Source organism: Bordetella bronchialis (assembly GCF_001676705.1).
In the GTDB taxonomy this organism is placed as follows: Bacteria; Pseudomonadota; Gammaproteobacteria; order Burkholderiales; family Burkholderiaceae_B; genus Bordetella_C; species Bordetella_C bronchialis.
The window spans coordinates 671,590-690,650 of the sequence record NZ_CP016170.1 but is presented as its reverse complement, the minus strand read 5'-3'; the positions used below and the strand labels follow the sequence as shown (position 1 = coordinate 690,650).

Annotated in this window: 17 protein-coding genes; 3 read left to right on the top strand and 14 right to left on the bottom strand. The window is 67.7% G+C overall.

What is annotated here, in order from left to right; all coding sequences use genetic code 11:
• Positions 1–24: 24 nt before the first annotated feature.
• Positions 25–1,149, top strand: coding sequence for an FUSC family protein (locus tag BAU06_RS02955; RefSeq protein ID WP_082993500.1), 1,125 nt, complete (start codon positions 25–27; stop codon positions 1,147–1,149).
• Here the strand turns inward: BAU06_RS02955 and BAU06_RS02950 are convergent.
• From BAU06_RS02950 to BAU06_RS02905, 10 genes are all read right to left on the bottom strand, one after another.
• On the bottom strand, positions 1,143–2,231 hold the full coding sequence (locus BAU06_RS02950; RefSeq protein ID WP_231933982.1) for an Ldh family oxidoreductase: 1,089 nt from the start codon (positions 2,229–2,231) through the stop codon (positions 1,143–1,145). The genes BAU06_RS02955 and BAU06_RS02950 overlap by 7 nt on opposite strands.
• Positions 2,219–3,430, bottom strand: coding sequence for a D-mannonate dehydratase ManD (gene manD, locus BAU06_RS02945; RefSeq protein ID WP_066344131.1), 1,212 nt, complete (start codon positions 3,428–3,430; stop codon positions 2,219–2,221). The genes BAU06_RS02950 and manD overlap by 13 nt, the downstream gene beginning before the upstream one ends.
• 22 nt (positions 3,431–3,452) lie before the next feature.
• Complete coding sequence (locus BAU06_RS02940) at positions 3,453–4,988, bottom strand: UxaA family hydrolase (protein ID WP_066344129.1); 1,536 nt, start codon at positions 4,986–4,988, stop codon at positions 3,453–3,455.
• Between the two features lie 27 nt (positions 4,989–5,015).
• The gene (locus BAU06_RS02935) at positions 5,016–5,879 is read right to left on the bottom strand and encodes a fumarylacetoacetate hydrolase family protein (protein WP_066344125.1); all 864 of its coding nucleotides are present in this window, start codon (positions 5,877–5,879) and stop codon (positions 5,016–5,018) included.
• A gap of 221 nt (positions 5,880–6,100) precedes the next feature.
• Positions 6,101–6,856, bottom strand: a complete 756-nt coding sequence (locus tag BAU06_RS02930) for an SDR family oxidoreductase (RefSeq protein ID WP_066344123.1) — start codon at positions 6,854–6,856, stop codon at positions 6,101–6,103.
• A 24-nt stretch (positions 6,857–6,880) separates the two neighbouring features.
• Complete coding sequence (locus BAU06_RS02925; protein WP_066344121.1) at positions 6,881–8,287, bottom strand: TRAP transporter large permease; 1,407 nt, start codon at positions 8,285–8,287, stop codon at positions 6,881–6,883.
• 27 nt (positions 8,288–8,314) lie between these two features.
• Positions 8,315–8,926: a TRAP transporter small permease gene (locus BAU06_RS02920; protein WP_082993499.1), complete on the bottom strand. Its 612-nt coding sequence runs from the start codon at positions 8,924–8,926 to the stop codon at positions 8,315–8,317.
• A gap of 14 nt (positions 8,927–8,940) precedes the next feature.
• Entirely contained in the window at positions 8,941–9,915 is a 975-nt protein-coding gene (locus BAU06_RS02915; protein WP_066344120.1) for a sialic acid TRAP transporter substrate-binding protein SiaP, read from the bottom strand.
• A gap of 69 nt (positions 9,916–9,984) precedes the next feature.
• Positions 9,985–11,013: an L-idonate 5-dehydrogenase gene (locus BAU06_RS02910; protein WP_066344118.1), complete on the bottom strand. Its 1,029-nt coding sequence runs from the start codon at positions 11,011–11,013 to the stop codon at positions 9,985–9,987.
• Positions 11,014–11,100: 87 nt separating this feature from the next.
• Entirely contained in the window at positions 11,101–11,856 is a 756-nt protein-coding gene (locus BAU06_RS02905; RefSeq protein WP_066344116.1) for a FadR/GntR family transcriptional regulator, read from the bottom strand.
• 212 nt (positions 11,857–12,068) lie between these two features.
• Between BAU06_RS02905 and BAU06_RS02900 the strand changes: the two genes are divergently transcribed.
• The gene (locus BAU06_RS02900) at positions 12,069–12,464 is read left to right on the top strand and encodes a diacylglycerol kinase (RefSeq protein ID WP_066344113.1); all 396 of its coding nucleotides are present in this window, start codon (positions 12,069–12,071) and stop codon (positions 12,462–12,464) included.
• Between the two features lie 31 nt (positions 12,465–12,495).
• Here BAU06_RS02900 and BAU06_RS02895 read toward each other — a convergent pair whose 3' ends face one another.
• Positions 12,496–15,219, bottom strand: coding sequence for an autotransporter outer membrane beta-barrel domain-containing protein (locus tag BAU06_RS02895; protein WP_066344111.1), 2,724 nt, complete (start codon positions 15,217–15,219; stop codon positions 12,496–12,498).
• 953 nt (positions 15,220–16,172) lie between these two features.
• Here BAU06_RS02895 and pyrF point away from each other — a divergent pair.
• Complete coding sequence (gene pyrF, locus BAU06_RS02890) at positions 16,173–16,991, top strand: orotidine-5'-phosphate decarboxylase (protein ID WP_066344104.1); 819 nt, start codon at positions 16,173–16,175, stop codon at positions 16,989–16,991.
• Between the two features lie 3 nt (positions 16,992–16,994).
• On the opposite strand, the gene BAU06_RS02885 is transcribed toward pyrF, so the two are convergent.
• From BAU06_RS02885 to thiL, 3 genes are read right to left on the bottom strand one after another with little or no spacing between them, the layout of a single operon-like run.
• Positions 16,995–17,534, bottom strand: a complete 540-nt coding sequence (locus BAU06_RS02885; protein ID WP_066344103.1) for a CinA family protein — start codon at positions 17,532–17,534, stop codon at positions 16,995–16,997.
• A complete protein-coding gene (locus BAU06_RS02880) occupies positions 17,531–18,073 on the bottom strand; it encodes a phosphatidylglycerophosphatase A family protein (RefSeq protein WP_415834896.1) in 543 nt (180 codons plus the stop codon). Before BAU06_RS02880 ends, BAU06_RS02885 begins: the two co-directional genes overlap by 4 nt.
• Complete coding sequence (thiL, locus tag BAU06_RS02875) at positions 18,070–19,035, bottom strand: thiamine-phosphate kinase (protein ID WP_066344101.1); 966 nt, start codon at positions 19,033–19,035, stop codon at positions 18,070–18,072. Before thiL ends, BAU06_RS02880 begins: the two co-directional genes overlap by 4 nt.
• Positions 19,036–19,061: the final 26 nt, after the last annotated feature.

Below are 19,061 nucleotides of genomic sequence, written 5' to 3'. Positions count from 1 at the left end.
GCCACCGCTGGAGTCCGTCCGCCGATGGATACGGAAACGTCCGCCGCCCCCCGCCATTCAACGGTAGCCGCCGCGCTTTTCCATGTGCGCGATCCCCTGCGCCGCGTGGTCATCGGGCTGCGCCATCTGCGCTCGCCCTACCAGCGCTACCGGCATGCGCGGGCCCTGCACGGCGTACGGGTCGCGCTGGCGCTGCTGACCACCCTGGTACTGTCCCAGGGGCTGGACCTGCCGCATGGCGTATGGGCCAGCGTTTCCCTGTTGGCGGTGATCGGCGGCCTGCAGCACCACGGCAACATACGCAAGAAGGCGATGGAGCGCGGCCTGGGCACACTGCTGGGCGCGGTGGCCGGGTTGTTGCTGATCGTGCTGGACGAATGGGTGGGGTCGCGGCCGCTGACCTTCGGCGTCATGGCGCTGATCGCTGGCCTGTGCGCCTATCACGCCATCGGCCGCGGCGGCTACCTGGCGCTGCTGACCGCCATCACGATGATCATCGTGGGCGGCCAGGGCGACGATTCCGTGACCACCGGGCTGTGGCGCACGCTGCAGGTGTGTATCGGCATTGCCGTTGCGCTGGCGTTTTCGTTCGCGCTGCCCCTGAATGCCAGCTATTCGTGGCGCTACAACCTGGCGCTGAACCTGCGGCGCGCGCAACGCCTGATCCGCCGGCTGCAGCGCGAGACGCCACTGACGGCGGAAGCGCGCAGCGCCACCTTCGCCGATCTCAGCAAGCGGTCCATCGCCATCCGCGGCCTGATGCCGTCGGCCGCCAAGGAAATGAACGTCACCATGGCGCTGCTGGAAGACATCCAGCACCATCACCGCGCCATCGTGGCATCGTTGGAGATGATCTCCAGCGCCCGGCTGAACGCCACGCAGGAAGACCAGCTGGCGATGTCGCGCGCGTTCCGCGACAGCCAGGGCCAGGCCATGCGGCGGGCGCTGCTGACGATCGCGCGCGCCTTGCGGGCCGGCGATACCTCGGTGCTGGATACCCCGGTGCCGGATACCGAAGTGCCGCCCGCACCGACGGAACCGCCCTCTCCCGCCATGCAGGGCCCGGATTGGGTCATGCGGCAGACGACCACGCAGATCGGCCAATTGCGGCATGCGCTGGCCGCGTTGCCGCGGCAGCGCAACTACTGAGCCGCCTGGGCCTGGTCGCCCCGGCGGGCCGCCGGCATGGGCACGCGCAGGCGCTCGCTCCATGCGCTCATCTCGGCCCATAGCCCGGGCTCCAGCGGGATCCCCTGCACACGCCGCCGCGCGGCGGCCTCGCGTTCCGGGTCGCCCGGCATGCGCGGCTGGCCCGGCTGTTGCGCGAGCTCCCGCGCCATCTGTTCCACCGTCGCCGCCAGCGTCGGCCCGCCCGGAAAACGCGCGGGGTCGATGACGACGAAGAAGGCGCCCAGGCGGCGGGGCAGCTCCAATTTCTCGTACATCGGCGAGATATGCGGTCCGTAGGGATTGCCGTTCAGCGGTCCGCACAGCAGCTCGATCATCAGCGCCAGCGCGTAGCCCTTGTGGCCGTAATCCGGCCCGCCCAGCGGCCGCAGCGCGCGCGCCGCGCCGGCATCGCGGGCGTCGGCGCCGCGATCGTCCACGGCCACGCCGGCGGGCAGGGGCGTGCCCTCGCGCCGGGCGTTCATCACGCGATTCCACGGGATCGAGGTCGTGGCCATATCCAGGCAGACCGGCTCGCCGTCCGCGCGCGGAAAGGCGATGGAGATGGGATTGGTCCCCAGGAAAGGCGCGTGCCCGCCGAACGGCGCGGCGATTGAATCGGAATGGGTAAAGGCGATGCCCACCATGCCTTCCCGCGCCACGTCGCGCGTGTACAGGCCGATGGCGCCGCAGTGGGATGAATTGTGGACACCGACGGCGCCCACGCCGCATTCCGCGGCGATGTCCATGGCCGCGCGGTTGGCGCGATGCGACACGACGATGCCCAGCCCCTGGCCGCCGTCCACCTGCGCGGTGGCGACGCCCGAGCGGGAGACGGTCACGACGGGGCGGGCCAGGATGGATCCATGCGCCAGCCGGTTCAAATAGTGCGGCAGCCGCGCGATGCCGTGCGAATCGATGCCCCACAGACTGGTCTGCACCAGGCTGCGCGCGACGCGCGCCGCGTCTTCTTCCGGTACGTCATGCGCGCGCAGGCAGGCGGCGCCCCAATCGGCCAGCGCATCGGCGTCGCAATAGCGCATGGCGGGTTCTACCAATTCCATAGCGTTCCGTCGTGGGCAAGCCGGTTCACCGGCAGATAGGCGCGCTGGTAGGGGTACTTTCCGGCCAGGGCTTCGTCGATGTCCACGCCATGGCCGGGCACGTCGCCCGGCATCATCATGCCGTCCTCGAAGGAATAGGCATGCGGGAAGACAGCGTCGGTTTCTTCCGTATGGCGCATGTATTCCTGCACGCCGAAGTTGGGCACCGAGATATCGAAGTGCAGCGCGGCGCCCATGCACACGGGCGACAGGTCGGTGGCGCCATGGCAGCCGGTGCGCACCTGGTACAGCGCGGCCAGATCGGCGATGCGCCGCAAGTGCGTGATGCCGCCGGCGTGGACGACGGTGGCGCGGATATAGTCGATCAGCTGGTTCTGGATCAGGTCCTTGCAGTCCCACACCGTGTTGAAGATCTCGCCCACGGCCAGCGGGGTCACCGTATGCTGGCGGATCAGGCGAAAGGCCTCCTGGTTCTCCGCGGGAGTGGGATCCTCGATCCAGAACATGCGGTAGGGCTCCAGCGACTTGCCCAGGCGGGCGGCCTCGATGGGGGTCAGCCGATGGTGCACGTCATGCAGCAGGTGCACATCCCAGCCGACGGCCTCGCGTATCTTTTCGAACAGCCTGGGCGTGTGGTCCAGGTATTTCTCGGTGGACCAGTCATGCTCGGAAGGCAGCGTGGCATCGGCCGGCTCGTAGAACATGCGGCCCCGCCCCACGCCGTAGACGGATTGCAGGCCCGGCACGCCGCTCTGGGCGCGGATGGCCCGGTAGCCCATCTCGCGATAGCGCAGGACCTCGTCGGCGGTTTCCTCGATGTCGCGGCCGTTGGCATGGCCGTAGACCATGACCCCGGTGCGGCTCTTGCCGCCCAGCAATTGGTACAACGGCAGATTGGCGGCCTTGGCCTTGATGTCCCACAAGGCGGTATCGACGGCGGCGATGGCCGTCATGGTGACCGGCCCCTTGCGCCAATAGGCGCCGCGGTACAGGAACTGCCAGATATCCTCGATCTGGTGCGCGTCGCGGCCGATCAGGCAAGGAATGACGTGATCGGCCAGGTAGCTGGCGACGGCCAGTTCGCGGCCGTTCAGGGTGGCGTCGCCGATACCGGCCAGGCCTTCGTCCGTCTCGATCTTCAGGGTGACGAAGTTGCGGCCCGGGCTGCAGACGATGACGCGGGCGGATGTGATTTTCATGGGAGCGTCCTTCTCCTCGTGGCTACATCACGGCGCCCAATTGCCAGGGCACGAACTCGTTCTGGCCATAGCCGTGGGCCTCGCTCTTGGTGGTGCGGCCCGACGCGGTCTCCAGCATCAACTCGAAAATACGCTGCCCCATTTCCTGCACGGTGGCGCGGCCCTCGACGATGGCGCCGCAATCGATGTCGATGTCGTCTTCCTGGCGCTCCCACAGGGCCGTGTTGGTCGACAGCTTCAACGAGGGCGCCGGCGCGCAGCCATAGGCCGAGCCCCGCCCCGTGGTGAAACAGATCAGGTTGGCGCCGCCGGCGACCTGCCCCGTGGCCGAGACCGGGTCGTAGCCCGGCGTGTCCATGAAGACCAGGCCGCGCGCGGTAACCGGCTCGGCATATTCATAGACGTCGACCAGGTTGGTGGTGCCGCTCTTGGCGATGGCGCCCAGGGATTTTTCCAGGATGGTGGTCAGGCCGCCCGCCTTGTTGCCGGCCGAGGGGTTGTTGTCCATCTCGGCATGATTGCGGCGGCAATAGTCTTCCCACCAGCGCAGGCGCGCGACCAGCTTTTCCGCCACCGCCGGCGACACCGCGCGCCGCGTCAGCAGGTGCTCGCCCCCGTAGATTTCCGGCGTCTCGGAAAGAATCGCCGTGCCGCCATGGCGCACCAGCAGGTCGACCGCGGCACCCAGCGCGGGATTGGCGCTGATGCCGGAGTAGCCGTCGGAGCCGCCGCACTGCAGGCCCACGGTAATGTGGCTGGCGGGCACGGGCGTACGCGCGGCACGATTGGCCTCTTCCAGCATCCACTCGACCAGCTCGATGCCGCGCGCGACGGTCTTGCGCGTGCCACCGGTGTCCTGGATGTTGAAGGTCTGCAACTGGCGGCTTTGCTGCAGGCCTTCCTGCTCCATCAGGCCGCCGATCTGGTTGGTTTCGCAACCCAGGCCGACCAGCATCAGGCCGGCGAAGTTGGGGTGCCGCGCATAGCCGCCCAGCGTGCGGCGCAGGACTTTGAGCGGCTCGCCTTCGCTGCTGGTGGCACAGCCGGCACCGTGGGTCAGGGCCACCACGCCGTCCACATTGGGATAGGCTTCCAGCGCGCGGGGATTGATGTCGCGGCGGAAATGGTCCGCGATGGCGCGCGCGACCGTGGCCGAGCAGTTCACCGAGGTCAGCACGCCGATGTAGTTGCGCGTGGCCACCCGGCCGTCCGGGCGCACGATGCCCTGGAAGGTGGCCGGGGACGCGACATAGTCCGTGGGATGGGCATCGCGGCCGGCCGCATAGTCGCGCTGGAATTCGCTGAATTCCATATTGTGCGTGTGGACGTGCTGGCCGGCGGCGATGTCCTGCCGCGCCACGCCGATGATCTGGTTGTAGCGGCGCACGGGCGAGCCGGCCGGAATGTCTCGCACGGCGATCTTGTGGCCGGGCGGGATCAGGCCGACGACGGTGACGTCCTCCGCCGGCAGGCGGGTGCCGCCCAGCAGCTGCCGCCGCGCGATGACGACATTGTCGGCCGCATGGATGCGGATGACGGGATTATCGATGGCGCTCACTTGCTTCTCCCACCCGGCGCGGCCGGCTCAGCCGTCGATCAGTTCCGGATTCCAGGCATGGACGGCCTGACGCTGCTCGCCCAGCCCATCGACACCCAGGCGCATCTCGTCGCCGTCCTTCAGGTAGACGGGCGGCTTCATGCCCAGGCCCACGCCCGGCGGCGTGCCGGTACTGATGAGGTCGCCCGGGTACAGTGTCATGAAGCGGCTGACATAGCTGACTACCTGCGCCACATTGAAGATCATGGTGCGCGTGCTGCCGGTCTGCATGCGCTTGCCGTTGACGTCCAGCCACATCCCCAGGTTCTGCGGATCGGCGATTTCGTCGGTGGTGACCAGCCAGGGACCTACGGGCCCGAAGGTGTCGCAGCCCTTGCCCTTGTCCCAGGTGCCGCCGCGCTCGATCTGGTATTCGCGTTCGGACACATCGTTGACGATGCAGTACCCCGCCACATGCTTCAGCGCGTCCGCCTCGGAAACATAGCGGGCGCGCGCGCCGATCACCACGCCCAGCTCCACTTCCCAATCGCTCTTCACGGAACCCTGCGGCAGCACGACGGGATCGTTGCAGCCGATGACGCAGCTGGTCGGCTTCATGAAGATCACGGGCTCGGCCGGAATCGGCAGCCCCGACTCGGCCGCATGGTCCGCATAGTTCAGCCCGATGCAGATGAACTTGCCCATGCCGCGCCAGGGCGGCGCGATACGGCCGGGCTCCGCGACCACCGGCAGGCTGGCCGCATCCACCTTGGCCAACGGCGCCAGCCCCTGCGGCGTAAGCAGGTCCGCCGTAATGTCGGGCACCACGCCCGACAAATCGCGCACCTTGCCATCGCGGTCCAGGATCGCGGGTTTCTCGGCGCCCTTGGCACCGTAACGCATCAGCTTCATCGCATTTCCTCGTCTATGAATCCAGTAAGTCCATCGCCTACAACAGCTGCCCCCGATCCGGGACCCCCTTGAGGGAGAAGCGCGCAGCGCTTCGGGATAGCCTCTGCCTCCGCAAAAAACAGGTGCCCCCCATCCGGGACGCCGCGGATCCGGCTCCGCCGGTCCGCAGGCGTCGCCCCCCTTGAGGGGGGAAGCGCGCAGCGCTTCGGGGGGTGGGCTCTTCAATTAGACCATCCGCCGTCGATCACCTGCGTCGTGCCCGTGGTGAACGCCGACTCATCGCTTGCCAGATAGACCGCCAGCGCCGCGATTTCCTCGGCGCGACCCAGCCGGCCCATGGGTTGCCGCGCCACGAAGGACGCTTCGACTTCTTGCGGCGATAGCCCGTTCTGGCGGGCCTGCGCCGCGATGCGGTCGCGCAGCGACGGCGACTCCACGGTACCCGGGCAAATGGCGTTGCAGCGGATGCCTTTGCCGACGAAGTCCAGGGCGACGGATTTGGTCAGGCCCACCACGGCGGCCTTGGTGGTGCTGTAGACGAAACGGTTGGGGACGGCCTTGACGCTGCCCGCCACCGACGCCATGTTGATGATGGAGCCGCCGCCGCGGGCCAGCATGCCGGGCAGGAAGCCCTGGATCAGCCGCATCATGGCGCGCACGTTCAGCTCGAAGGCAAAGCTCAGGTCCTCGTCCTTCGCTTCCAGGATGCCGCCGGCATGCACATAGCCCGCGCCGTTGAACAGGATGTCGACGGCGCCCGCATCCGCCACCGCCCGGGCGACCGCCGCCGCATCGGTCACATCCAGTTCCACCACCGTGCAGTTGGGCAGTTCGGCCAGCGCGCTCAGGCCTGTGGGATTGATATCGGCGGCGATGACGCGCGCGCCCTCGCGCAGGAAGGCTTCCGCCGTTGCCCTGCCTATGCCCTGCCCCGCCGCCGTCACGAATGCCGACTTACCCGCCAAACGCTGGCCCATATTGCTACCGCCTCCGATCGAGAATCAGTTGCCCATGCCCACTGCACGCGGCAACCACAAGGTTATCTGGGGCACGTAGGTAATCGCGATCAGCGCCAGGAACAGCGGCACCAGCCACGGCAGGATCGCCATGGTGGTCCGCTCCACCGACAGCCGCGCCACGCGCGCCAGCACGAACAGCACCATGCCCAGGGGCGGGTGCAACAGGCCGATCATCAGGTTCAGGGTCATGATCAGGCCGAAATGGATGGGGTCGATGCCCAGCTTCAACACGATGGGCAGCAGGATGGGGACCAGGATGGTAATGGCCGCGATGGTGTCGATGAAGCAGCCCACCACCAGGATCAGCACATTGGCCAGCATCAGGAAGACCCACTTGCTTTGCGTCACGCTCAGGATGGCGTCGGTCAGCGCCTGCGCCGCCTGCGTGGTGGTCAGCAGCCAGGCGAATACCGAGGCCGCGGTCACGATGAACAGCACGGATGCGGTGGTCTCGATGGTGTCGAACGTGGCCTTGGCCAGCAGCCGCAGGGTCATGCTGCGGTAGCGCACCAGGCCCAGGAACAGGGCCCACACCACCGCGGCCACGGCCGCCTCGGTAGGCGTGAACCAGCCCAGCGTCATGCCGCCGATCAGGATCACCGGCGCCATCAGCGCCATGACGGCGGAGAAATTGAAGCGCCAGTCCAGCGCCAGCAGCACGACAAAGGCGATGATCGCCGCCCAGTTGGTCGATACCCCGTAGCGCGTCATCAGCCAGATCGAGAACGGGAACGCCAGCACGATGAGAACTTCCAGCGTGGCGCCGCCCAGCCGCTTGAGGTCGAAGCCCACGTCGCCGCCCCAGTTGTTCTTGCGGGCGTAGTAGGCCACGGTGAACATCATCATGATCGTCAGGACGGCGCCCGGCACCACGCCGGCCAGGAACAGGGACCCGATGGACACATTGGCCATCATCCCGTAGATCACGAAGGGCAGCGAGGGCGGAATGATGGGCCCCAGCGTCGCCGACGCGGCCGTGACGCCCACCGCGAATTCCGTCTTGTAGCCGTGGTCCTTCATCGCCTTGATTTCGATGGTGCCCAGGCCCGCGGCGTCGGCGATGGCCGTGCCGGACATGCCGGCAAATACCACGGACCCGACGATGTTCACATGGCCCAGCCCGCCGCGCATCCATCCCACCAGCGCCACGGCGAAGTTATAGATGCGCCCCGTGATGCCGGCGATGTTCATCAGGTTGCCGGCCAGGATGAAGAAAGGAACGGCCAGCAAAGGAAAGGACTCCACGCCGGCGATCATGCGCTGCGCCACCACCACGTCGGGCACGTCGCCCGAGACCAGCAGGTAGAGCAGCGAGGCGCCCGCCATGGAGACGGCCACGGGCATGCCGACGATCATCATCAGCAGGAATGCACAGATCAATATCCACATTGTCCAGCCCCTAGTCTTGTCCGGTCGTCAATCCAGTTTGTCGTAGGCCTCGGGCCGTTCCAGATTGGAATAGCCCTGCCGCCAGTTCACCACCGTGACCTGCACCGAACGCGCGGCCATCAGCACGAAGCCGAACAGCGCCAGCCAGTAGACATAGGACTTGTTCCATTCGATGGTCGTCATGGGTTCGTCGCCCACCAGCTGGATGTAGCGCCACACCAGCCAGGCGACATAAGCGAAGAACGCGGTGCGCACCAGGTCGATCAGCGTGGCCAGCACCCGGCCCGCGGCATGCGGCAGGAAGCGGTACAGCAGGTCGACCTGGATATGCCGGCAGGTGCGCACGCACATGGCGGCACCGATGAACACCACGCCGATCAGGCTGTAGGTGGCCAGTTCCTCGGTCCATGCGAAGGAGTCGTTCAGCACATAGCGCGTGAAGAACTGCAGGAAGACCAGCAGCGCCATGATCCAGAACAGGCCCAGGCAGAGCCAGTCCTCGAAGGTATGGCCCGACAGGTCCACCTGCTGGTGATCGGCTTCCTCGAAGCTGGAGACGATGGACTCCACGGACGACGCATGCTGCGTCGGCTCCGTGGACGGGACGCGAACGGGCGAAACGTGTGCATCGGTGGCCATGGGGCGTTCCTCCGTTACTTCACGGCCTGGATCTTTTCCCAGTCGGATTTTTCATAGCCGTATTGCTTGAAGGGGACTTTCTCCAGCACCGTCTCGCGGAAGTCCGCGACATTGACGGTATCCACGGTGATGCCCTTCTTCTTGAACTCCTCCACCAGTTCCTGCTCGCGGGCGATGATCTGCCTGGACGCGCGTTCGGCGGCCTGCTGGGCGACTTCGCTGAAGATCTTGCGGTCCTCCGGCGACAGCTTCTTCCACAACTGGCCGGAAATAATGGTGTTCAGGTGGTCGACGATATGGCCGGTCAGGGCGATGTACTTCTGCACTTCGTAGAACTTTTTCGCCTCGATGGTGGTCAGGGGGTTCTCCTGCGCTTCCACCGTGCCGTTCTGCAGGGCCAGGTAGACCTCCGCGAAGGCGATGGGCGAGGTATTGGCCCCGCAGGCGCGTGGCATGGCCAGATAGGCCGGCACGTCCGGCACGCGCATCTTCAGGCCCTGCATGTCCGAGCACTTCTGCACGCGGCGGTTGGACGTCGTCTGGCGGGTGCCGTAGTAGGTGGTGGCGACGATGTGGTTGCCGCTCTTTTTCTCGTAGCCGTCCGACAGTTCCCGGTAGATATCGCTCTTGGTATAGGCCAGCAGGTGCTGCGGGTCGCGGAAGGTATAGGGGTAATAGGTGACCCCGATGCGTGGGAAGGACTTGGCCGCGAAGCTGGAGCCGGAGATGATCATGTCGACGGTGCCCAGGGTCAGGCCCTGGTTGATGTCGTTTTCCTTGCCCAGTTGCGAAGCCGGATAGACATCGATGTGATAGCGGCCGTTGGTGCGCTTTTCGATTTCCTGGGCCGCCCATACGGATTCCGTATGGAAGGGCTCGGACGTCTCGTAGACGTGCGCCCACTTCAGCTTGGTCTGCGCCATCGCGCCCGCCGATACGGCGAACGCCAGGGCGGCGAACAGTAGTTTGACTGCCTGGCCTTGCTTCATGTCGTGTCTCCTCTCTCTTTTCAGGACATCGATGCGCTCTCCGGCGCCGCCTGTCGGGTCAATGGAACGTCATTCACATACGAGTTGCACCTTGGTACTGCGGGTCCGGTCGGCCGCCAGCTCGAAGGCCTCGACGGCCTGGTCCAGCGGCAATTGCGCGCTCATCAAGGGGCGGACATCCACCTTGCGGGCGCGCAGGTAGGCCACGGCCCAATCGAATTCGGGGCCCGCGCGGAACGCCCCGACATAGTCGAGCTCGCGGGCCATGATGCTGTTGGCGGGGAAATGCAGGCCTTCGCCGGGCAAGGTGCCCACCTGCACGATGCGGCCGCCACGCCGCGTCGCCGCCAGGCAGGTGGCCAGCGCCGCGGGGCTGCCCGCGGCCTCGATGGAAATATCGGCGATGTCGGCCAGCTCGCGGGCGTCCACGGCATCGCCGCGCACCGTGGCGTCCGCGCCCACGGTGCGCGCCATCTCCAGCGGACGGTCGGCAATATCGCAGACGACGATGCGGGCGGCGCCCGCCAGCCGGGCGGCGATCACCGTCATGCAGCCTATGGTGCCGCCGCCGGTAACGAGCACCGTGCGGCCCATCATTTCGCCGGCGCGGCGAACGCCGTGCAGGCCGATGGACAGCGGCTCCGCACAGGCGAGTTCGCCCAGCGAGATATCCTCGGGCACCGGCGTCAGCTGGCGCTCGCCCATCACGAAGCGCTCGCGGAACATGCCCTGCACGTGCGGATAGACGCTGGCACTGCCCAGGAAGCGCATATTGCTGCACAGGTTGTCGCGGCCCGCGCGGCAGTAATCGCAGCGCCCGCAAGGGTGCGAGGGGTTGATCGCCACCTTCATGCCGGGCGCCACGCGCGTGACGGCATCGCCCACGCGCGTCACGACGCCGGAGGCCTCATGGCCCGGGATGAGCGGCTCGCGGATGACGAAGGCGCCGACACGGCCATGCAGGAAGTAATGCAGGTCCGAGCCGCAGATGCCGGCCGCCCCGAGGCGCAGTTCGACCTCGTGCGCCGCCAGCGGCGCGGGTTCGTCGGCCTCCAGGCGCAGGTCGCGGGCGCCGTGTATGCGGCAGGCCAGGCTCATCGCGCGCCTCGGCCACGCATGGGTTTCGCTCCATCCATCGGCATGTGTTTTCCGCCGTTCATTGCTGTCTCCTCCGGGGCGGATCCGCTATGGCGGACTCCGGTCCATGGTCCTTGTGGCCACCCTGCGCCGGCCCGGCGACGCCGCGTCGGCCGGCGACCAGTGCGCGGTGAAACGGTCGTGCGACCGCGCCATGTGGTCGCGCATCGCGGCGCGCGCCGCCGATGGATCGCCGGCCTGGATCGCGTCGATGACGCGCTCGTGCTCCGCGATGGCGGCTTCCCAGCTTTCCGCGTTCTCGAAATGACTGCCCAACTGCACCGCCAGCGGGTTGTGGCGTTCGTCGTACAGCTCGCCCACCAGGCGCAACAGCACGGAGTTTTCCGTGGCCTCGGCGATGCGCACGTGGAACAGGCGGTCGCCGCGCGCCGGGATGTTGCCCGACGCGGCCTCTTCCCGCATGACCGCCACCGCCTCGCGCAGGCCACCGATACCGGCGGCCGTCATGACGCGCGCGGCCTGCGCCGCGAGTTCGCCTTCGATAAGCTGCCGCGCCAGGATGGTATCCAAGGGGCTTTCCGCCACCACGCTGCCCGCCGCGGCGTCCTCGCCACGCGCCCGCACGTAGATGCCGGAGCCCATGCGGACTTCCACCAGGCCTTCGACCTCCAGCGCGATCAGCGCCTCTCGCACCGACGGGCGCGACACGCCCATTTTCAGCGCCAGGTCGCGCTCGGGCGGCAAGCGGGTCCCGACGGGGAATTCCCCCCGTTCGATCAAGGCCCGCAACTGATCGGCGATCTGGCGATACAGGCGGCGCGGTTCGATGGCTTGAAACGGCATGAGGCGGACAGCGATACGGATCGGTCAAGTGGCCTTACCAATTGACTGCATACTGCGCGCCGCGACCACATGAAACAATTAGGGTTTCTGCTTATCATTGCGGCGGGCCGCGCCACGGCCCGCCGCGGTACCGTCCCGGATCGCGCGGCCTTGCCTGTCTGGCGGGCGCGCGGCTCCATCATCGCCTTTTCCAGTGGTCCATCCTATCCGCCATGACCCCTACACCGCAGCACTCGCCTTATAAGAGCACCGGCGGCTTCCGCCGCATTTTCAATGCGCTGCGCTATTCGATGCAGGGCTTCCGTGCCGCCATCCGCTATGAGGCGGCCTTCCGCCAGGAGCTGGTGCTGGCCATCCTGCTGATCCCGGCCGCCTTCTGGCTGGGGCGCTCGGTGCTGGAAGTCTTCATCCTGATCATGTCGGTGATCATGGTGCTGGTGACGGAACTGCTGAACTCCGCCGTGGAGGCGCTGGCCGATGCGCTCTCGGTGGAAATGCATCCCCTGCTGGGCCGCGCCAAGGACCTGGGCAGCGCGGCCGTGCTGCTGTGTTTGATTTTCACCGTGGCGATCTGGATCGCCGTGGCGGTGGGCCGCTTCCTGCTCTAGCGCGCGGCGGCGCCGCCCGACCATGGGATAGCTAGAAGGCGATGTTCAAGCCGCCCAATACGCCCTGGTTGTTCACGCGCGACGCGAACTGCCCGTTGTACGACAGGCTGATGGTGGCGTTGCGCGTGATATGCACGCCCACACCCAGGTCCACCACCGCCTGGTTGCGCGCGATGGGCACCCCGGAAATGTCGAAGGACGAACCGCCCTGGAACGACTCGGTGGCAACCGGCCGGACGTCGCCCACGGCATAGCGCCAGCCCACCATCGCCTTCAGCAGGTAGTCCGTGCCGTTGAAGGTGAAGTGCGTCGTGCCTCGCAGCCCCAGCGTGCTGAATCCCGTATCCATGTCCTGGCTGCGCACGCGCAGCGCATCGGCGCCGCCGCGCTCCGTGAAGCCCTGGGCATGCTGGTTCACGTACGCCAGGTTCAGGAAAGGCTCCACACTGGCACGCTCGCCCAGTCCCAGCTTGTAGCCCAGTTCACCGAACGCCTGCGCCGTGCCGGCGTGGTAGTTCGAGCTGAGCCGGTCGGAGAAGCCCGGCACCGCCAGGCTGCGATCGGCATCGATGTCATGCCAGGTATAGGTCGCGCCCGAACGAAAACCCAGGGCGCCCCACTGCGCGCCGCCATACACGCCCAGGTGGTAGTCGTCGCTCTCGGCGGAGGCATTCCCGCCGCTGACGCGATAGCTTCCATGGCTGTAGCCGGCCAGCACGCCCGCCCGCCAATTGCCGGCGACCGGCATGTCCACGCCAATGAAGAATCCGCCCAGGGACGTACCGAGGCGGCTGGCGTTGCCGTCGCCGTCCGTATGCCCCCAGTTGCCGTAGAAGCGCGCCCAGCCGGCGGGACGGCCCGGCGCCGCGCCGCATGCCGTGGCGCTGCCCGGGCCCGCGGTACCCGGCGCCGTCCCGCCGGCCCCTGCCTCCGCCGATTTGCCCGCCGCCCCCGCGGCGCAGGTGAAGGTGCCGGTCAAACGGTCGGTGACCGCGTCGCGCGTGAAACGGCTGCTCTCCAGCATCGCCGATTGCACGGACGCGTGGATTTCGCCCGACAACTGGTCCAGCGCCATGCGCGCCGCGTCGTCGCTCTGCTGGTTGACCACCGGCACGGCCGCGGCCGCGCCCGCCGGCAGGGAATCCAGGCCCGATGCGACCGCCGCCTGGTTGGGCGTGGTCGCCACGTCGCCGATCGCCCGCGTTTGCTTCACTTCCAGATAGGCATTGCCGGGGTCGTAGGTCCCCACCAGGTTCAGGAAGGGGCTCAAGCTGGTATCGCCCGTCACGTTGAAGGTGCCGGCCACCCCGCCGGCGGCGCTCAGTACCGTGTACCGCGTCCCGGCCACGAAGGGCGCCGGCGTGGTCTTGATGACATCGATCGAGGCGCCGTTCTGGATCGTTGCCGTGCCGGCGACGGCGATGCGGTCGGACGCCGCGGAGGTCGGGTCGACCTCCGCCTGATACACCGAGCCCGCTTCCTGCACATAGGGACCGTTGACGGTCAGGGTGCCGATGCTGTTGCCCGGTGCGATCACGCCCCCGCTCCGGACGGTCGTCGCCCCCACGGTGCCGCTGCCGCGCAACGTCCCGCCGCTATTGACGACGACCGCCGAAGTGCCGGCCGAGCCGTTGGCCACCAACAGCCCGCCGCCGTTGACGGCGAAGGGCGAATTGATCGCCGATCCACCAGCGGCCAGGTTCACCGTTCCGCCGGCGATCGTGACGGCCGAGCCGGCGATGGTGCCATCGATATTCAAGGTGCCGCCGGCATTCAGCGCGAACGGCGTGTTCGTGACCGACCCGGATGCCGCGATCGTCACCGTGCCGCCGTTGGCCGTGATCGTCGAATCCGCGACGGTGCCATCCACGGCCAGCGCACCGGGCGCATTCACCAGGAAAGAGGAATTCGCCACGGAACCGGCGACGGCCAGCGTGCCCTGCCCCACGGTCCACGGCATCGCCTGGGTCGACGTGCCGTTCAACGTCCAGGTGCTGCCGCCGGTCTTCTCGAAAAGGCCGAAGCCTTGATACTGCGCGCCCGCACCGATCGCGGACAGATCGAAGCTGGCGTCCGCGTTGCCCCCCAGCTTCAGGGTATCGGCCGCGCTGAAAGCGACGACATTGCCGTTGATGGTCGACCCGGCCTGCAATTCCAGGGAGTTGACGCCGCCGATGAAGCGGATCGCATCGGCACGGACACCCGCCGTGATAGTGCCCGCGTTGATGACCGTGGCATTGGTCCCGACGACGCCCGCGCCACCGTCCGGCGGGGCGAACTGCGGATCGCCCGAGGTGACGGACGCAGCCGCGCCGCCGGCAATCTTGCCCGTGGATGCGTTCATCAAGGTGCCGCCGTCCGATATCCAGACGCCTTCCCCGCCCGATCCGCCCTGGCCCGCGGACATGGCGCCGGACACGGCATTGCCGCCCGCACCGCCGGTCAGCGTACCCGCATTGCCGAGCGTACCGGTCCCGCCAAGCACCACGCCGACGCCACCGCCGCCACCGCCGCCGAACTGGCGGGCGGCACCGCCCGCGCCCCCCGTAATGGACGCCCCGGACTGCACGGTGACGTTCGCCGTGGAGAACAGACCCGCGCCTCCGCCGCCGCCGCCACCGCTGGAGTTGGGGCCTATGGGTACGCCGCCACCCACGCCCCCGGTGACCGAGCCCCCGCCGGTCACGACGACATCCTTCGACGTGGTTACGCCGACGCCCCCGCCGCCCCCGCCGCCGCCGTTGGCGGACGCCATCCCGCTGGCCGCGGGAGTGCCCGCCTGGCCGGCGATTGCACCCGTTACGACAGAGATATCGACCGCGCCTGCACTGCCCGTGGCGCCCGGAGGGAAAGCGACGGGATTATTGTTGAAGACCGACATGCCGCCGGTACCGCCGAATCCGGTCGTGATATTCGTGGCGCCCCCACCTCCGCCTCGCCTGGATGTGTCGCCAACCACGAACGGCGCATCGTGCCCGTTGGCCTGGCTTGCATCACCGTTCGTCCCTCCCGCGCCTCCGAAAGGGCGGCTTGACACGGTGAACGAACCGCCAGCGCCGCCATTCCCCGCGAATGAAGGGGCCGACACCGCCATCGCCAGCGCGGCCACGCAGGTCCGTACTCGATGAGGCGGCACGGCGCGGCGATTAAACGGTGCGGGAATTTCGACAGGCGACGCAAGAAAACCGGACTTCGCGAGACTGCTGGGCATTGCGGGTTCTCCACGTTGGAAACGCGATTCAGGGAAGCCGGGCGATGGCCGTCGGGGATATGGCTTCGTTGCCTTTATGCATGGCGCAGGGCCATCGGCGGCCGCCGCCAGCCGCCGATGACACGGGAGCGGCGGGGACGGACGCGCAGCGGATTATTGGTCCACTTTCCTATATTGACAAATAATTTCGTTTTGACACGTCAAACGTAAGACTATGTCACGGCAGAACGGTAAAAAAGCGCGCGGCGGCTCCGATGGCGCGTGGTCCGGCTCGTTCAATGACTTCGCCGCGAATGGCGGCGGAATCCCGCGGACCGCTGTGTGGTGGACGCCTGTGCCCGGCCGCGGCCCATCTCAAGCGGTAAACTGCGCGGTCATGTCCATGAGCCGGCACCGCATGCGCCATCGCCCCCCCGGGGCGCCCGGTGCACGTTCTTGCCTGCCACTTGGCGCACCCAGCCGCGACCACCGCGGCGCCGCGTAAAACTTCACTGACGATGAACTTCAAGGAAAAACTCGACGCCGCCTGGGGCGCCTCCGGATCGCTGCTGACCGTGGGACTGGATCCGGACGTGCAACGCCTGCCCCGCGAACTGGACGGCCAGCCCGACGCCATCTTCCGGTTCTGCCGCGATATCGTCGACGCCACCGCACCCTATGCCTGCAGCTTCAAGCCGCAGATCGCGTATTTCGCGGCGGCTCGCGCGGAGGACCAGCTGGAAGCGCTGTGCGAGCACATCCGCACGCGCCATCCGGAGCGGACCATCGTCCTGGATGCCAAGCGCGGCGACATCGGCTCGACGGCCGAACAGTACGCGCGCGAAGCCTTCGAACGCTACAACGCCGACTGCGTAACGGTCAGCCCCTATATGGGCCTGGACTCCATCGAGCCCTATCTGCGCTGGACGGACCGCGGCGTATTCATCCTGTGCCGCACCTCCAACCCCGGCGGTTCGGATCTGCAATTCCTGAAGACGGACAGCGGCGAGCCGGTCTACCTGCACATCGCGGGGCTGGTGGCGGATAAATGGAACAGCCAGGGCCAGTGCGGCCTGGTGGTGGGCGCGACCTATCCGGCCGAACTGGCGGCCGTGCGCAAGCGGGTGGGAGACGACGTGCCCCTTCTGATCCCCGGCATCGGGGCACAAGGGGGCGACGTGACGGCAACCGTGACCAATGCGCGCAATGCGGCCGGCACGGGCATGTTGATCAGTTCGTCGCGCGCCATCCTGTACGCGTCCAGCGGCAAGGATTGGCGCGACGCCGCCGGGCAGGCGGCGAAGGACATGCGCGACGCGATCAACGCGGTGCGCTAGGGGTCAGGCCAGGGTGGGAAGGGGTTCGCCGACCTTGGCGCCCAGGGTTTCGAGCAAGCCGTAGAGCGCGAACGCCACCGCCTGCTCCCTGATCTGGGCGCGGTCGCCGGTGAACACATGGGTGGCCGCGCGGGTCGTGATCCCGCTGCCGGCGCGCACGGCGAAGCCGAAACACACCATGCCGACGGGCTTGCCGGGCGTGCCGCCCTCCGGGCCGGCGATACCGGTGGTGGAGACCGCCACATGCGAGGCCAGGGATTCCAGCAGCACGCCGTTGGCCATTTCCTGCGCGACAGGTTCGCTGACCGCGCCATAGAGATTGAGCGTGTCGGGCGAGACTTGAAGGTCCACGACCTTGGCCTCGTTGCTGTACGTGACGAAGCCGCGGTCGAACCAGGCGCTGGAGCCGGCCACCGCGGTGATGGCGCCGGCCACCAGCCCGCCGGTGCAGGATTCGGCGGTGCCCATCATCCAGTTGCGGCGGCTCAGTTCCTTGCCCAGCGCGGCGGCAAGCGCGATTGTGTGGCTGTCGAACGTCGTCATTGAAAAGCTCCCAAACGCACTGCGATTGCCATGACCAGCAGCGTGTATCCCGCCGCCAGCAAGTCGTCCCACATCACCCCGATACCGTTCTTCATGCGCGCATCAAAGTAGCGAATCGGCGGCGGCTTGACGATGTCGAAAATCCGGAACAGGACGAAAGCGCAGACCTGCGCCAGCCATCCCGCGGGCACCAGCCACAACACCAGCCAGAAGGCGACCATCTCGTCCCACACCATACCGACGTGATCGGGCGCGTTTAGTTCCTGGCCGGCGCGGTGGCAAGCCCAGCATCCGTACACGAGCGCCAAAGCAAGTAACAGGCCCAGGACCGCATCGCCCAGCCAGTAGGCGGCGGGCTGCCACAACAGCCATGCCAGGACCGTGCCCCAGGTGCCGGACGCCGGCCGGATCAGGCCGGAGCCCAGGCCGAATGCCACGAAGCGGCTGGGACGCTGGCTGATCCAGGCGAAGGCGGGATACGCGACACGCGTGCGCGCCCGCATGGAAACGGATTCGGGATCCGGCGTGGTGTGATTCATGAGGAGCGGAAATGGTCGAAGCCGCGCGGAAGATCGGGCAAGGGGGAACCGTTCGCGTCCAGCACCGAGATTCCTGTCCCGGCTTCGATGGCGCCGACACGGGTGACGGCGATGCCGGTCTGGGCGCCGAGCGCGCGGATGGTGTCGGCGCGGTCGGCCGGCGCCGTAAAGCAAAGTTCATAGGCATCGCCGCCCGCCAGCACGGCGTGGCGCACGCGCGCCGCCGCCACGCCGGCCAAAGCCGCGGAGACGGGAAGATCGTCCAGGTACAGGCGGGCGCCGACGCCGCTGGCCCGCAGGATATGGCCAAGGTCCTGCAGCAGGCCGTCGGAGATATCGATGGCCGAGCGGGCGATGCCGGCCAGGGCCTGCCCCAGCGCGAAGCGCGGCTGCGGCCATTCCAGGGCGGTCCGCGTACGCGCCAGCAAGGCATCGTCGGCCGGCATCTGTCCGCTCAGCAGGCGATAGGCAATGTCGGCATCCCCCAGCGCGCCGGATATCCAGATATCGTCGCCCGGCCGCGCGCCGTCACGGCGCAAGGCGGCATCGGGACGAACCGCCCCGAACACCGTGACGCTGATGGCCAGCCCGCCGGGATTGCCGGTGGTGTCGCCGCCGATCAGCGGGCAGCCGGCCGTGTGCGCCATAGCATGGAAGCCTTCGGCGAAGGCCGCCAGCCACGGCTCGCGTACCTCCGGCAGGGCCAGGCCCAGCAGGCAGCCGATGGGCTTCGCGCCCATCGCCGCCAGGTCCGATACATTGACGGCCAGGGATTTGTGTCCCAGCGCGCGCGGATCCGCATCCGGGAAGAAGTGGCGGCCTTCGATCAGCAGGTCCGTACTGGTGGCCACCTGCATGCCGGCGGGTACGCTGAACAGCGCGCAGTCGTCGCCCACGCCCAGCATGCCTCGCGGCGCGGCGCGCTTGAAATACCGGTCTATCAGGTCGAATTCCGAAAGCACGCGCGTTCCTGGGATGTCGCCGCTGG

What these genes read in the sequence shown, in the direction of transcription:
- BAU06_RS02955 (WP_082993500.1), top strand. Translation starts at nt 25, where the DNA reads ATGGATACGGAAACGTCCGCCGCCCCCCGCCATTCAACGGTAGCCGCC.
- BAU06_RS02950 (WP_231933982.1), bottom strand. Translation starts at nt 2,231, where the DNA reads ATGGAATTGGTAGAACCCGCCATGCGCTATTGCGACGCCGATGCGCTG.
- manD (WP_066344131.1), bottom strand. Translation starts at nt 3,430, where the DNA reads ATGAAAATCACATCCGCCCGCGTCATCGTCTGCAGCCCGGGCCGCAAC.
- BAU06_RS02935 (WP_066344125.1), bottom strand. Translation starts at nt 5,879, where the DNA reads ATGAAGCTGATGCGTTACGGTGCCAAGGGCGCCGAGAAACCCGCGATC.
- BAU06_RS02930 (WP_066344123.1), bottom strand. Translation starts at nt 6,856, where the DNA reads ATGGGCCAGCGTTTGGCGGGTAAGTCGGCATTCGTGACGGCGGCGGGG.
- BAU06_RS02925 (WP_066344121.1), bottom strand. Translation starts at nt 8,287, where the DNA reads ATGTGGATATTGATCTGTGCATTCCTGCTGATGATGATCGTCGGCATG.
- BAU06_RS02920 (WP_082993499.1), bottom strand. Translation starts at nt 8,926, where the DNA reads ATGGCCACCGATGCACACGTTTCGCCCGTTCGCGTCCCGTCCACGGAG.
- BAU06_RS02915 (WP_066344120.1), bottom strand. Translation starts at nt 9,915, where the DNA reads ATGAAGCAAGGCCAGGCAGTCAAACTACTGTTCGCCGCCCTGGCGTTC.
- BAU06_RS02910 (WP_066344118.1), bottom strand. Translation starts at nt 11,013, where the DNA reads ATGAGCCTGGCCTGCCGCATACACGGCGCCCGCGACCTGCGCCTGGAG.
- BAU06_RS02905 (WP_066344116.1), bottom strand. Translation starts at nt 11,856, where the DNA reads ATGCCGTTTCAAGCCATCGAACCGCGCCGCCTGTATCGCCAGATCGCC.
- BAU06_RS02900 (WP_066344113.1), top strand. Translation starts at nt 12,069, where the DNA reads ATGACCCCTACACCGCAGCACTCGCCTTATAAGAGCACCGGCGGCTTC.
- BAU06_RS02895 (WP_066344111.1), bottom strand. Translation starts at nt 15,219, where the DNA reads ATGGCGTCCGCCAACGGCGGCGGCGGGGGCGGCGGGGGCGTCGGCGTA.
- pyrF (WP_066344104.1), top strand. Translation starts at nt 16,173, where the DNA reads ATGAACTTCAAGGAAAAACTCGACGCCGCCTGGGGCGCCTCCGGATCG.
- BAU06_RS02885 (WP_066344103.1), bottom strand. Translation starts at nt 17,534, where the DNA reads ATGACGACGTTCGACAGCCACACAATCGCGCTTGCCGCCGCGCTGGGC.
- BAU06_RS02880 (WP_415834896.1), bottom strand. Translation starts at nt 18,073, where the DNA reads ATGAATCACACCACGCCGGATCCCGAATCCGTTTCCATGCGGGCGCGC.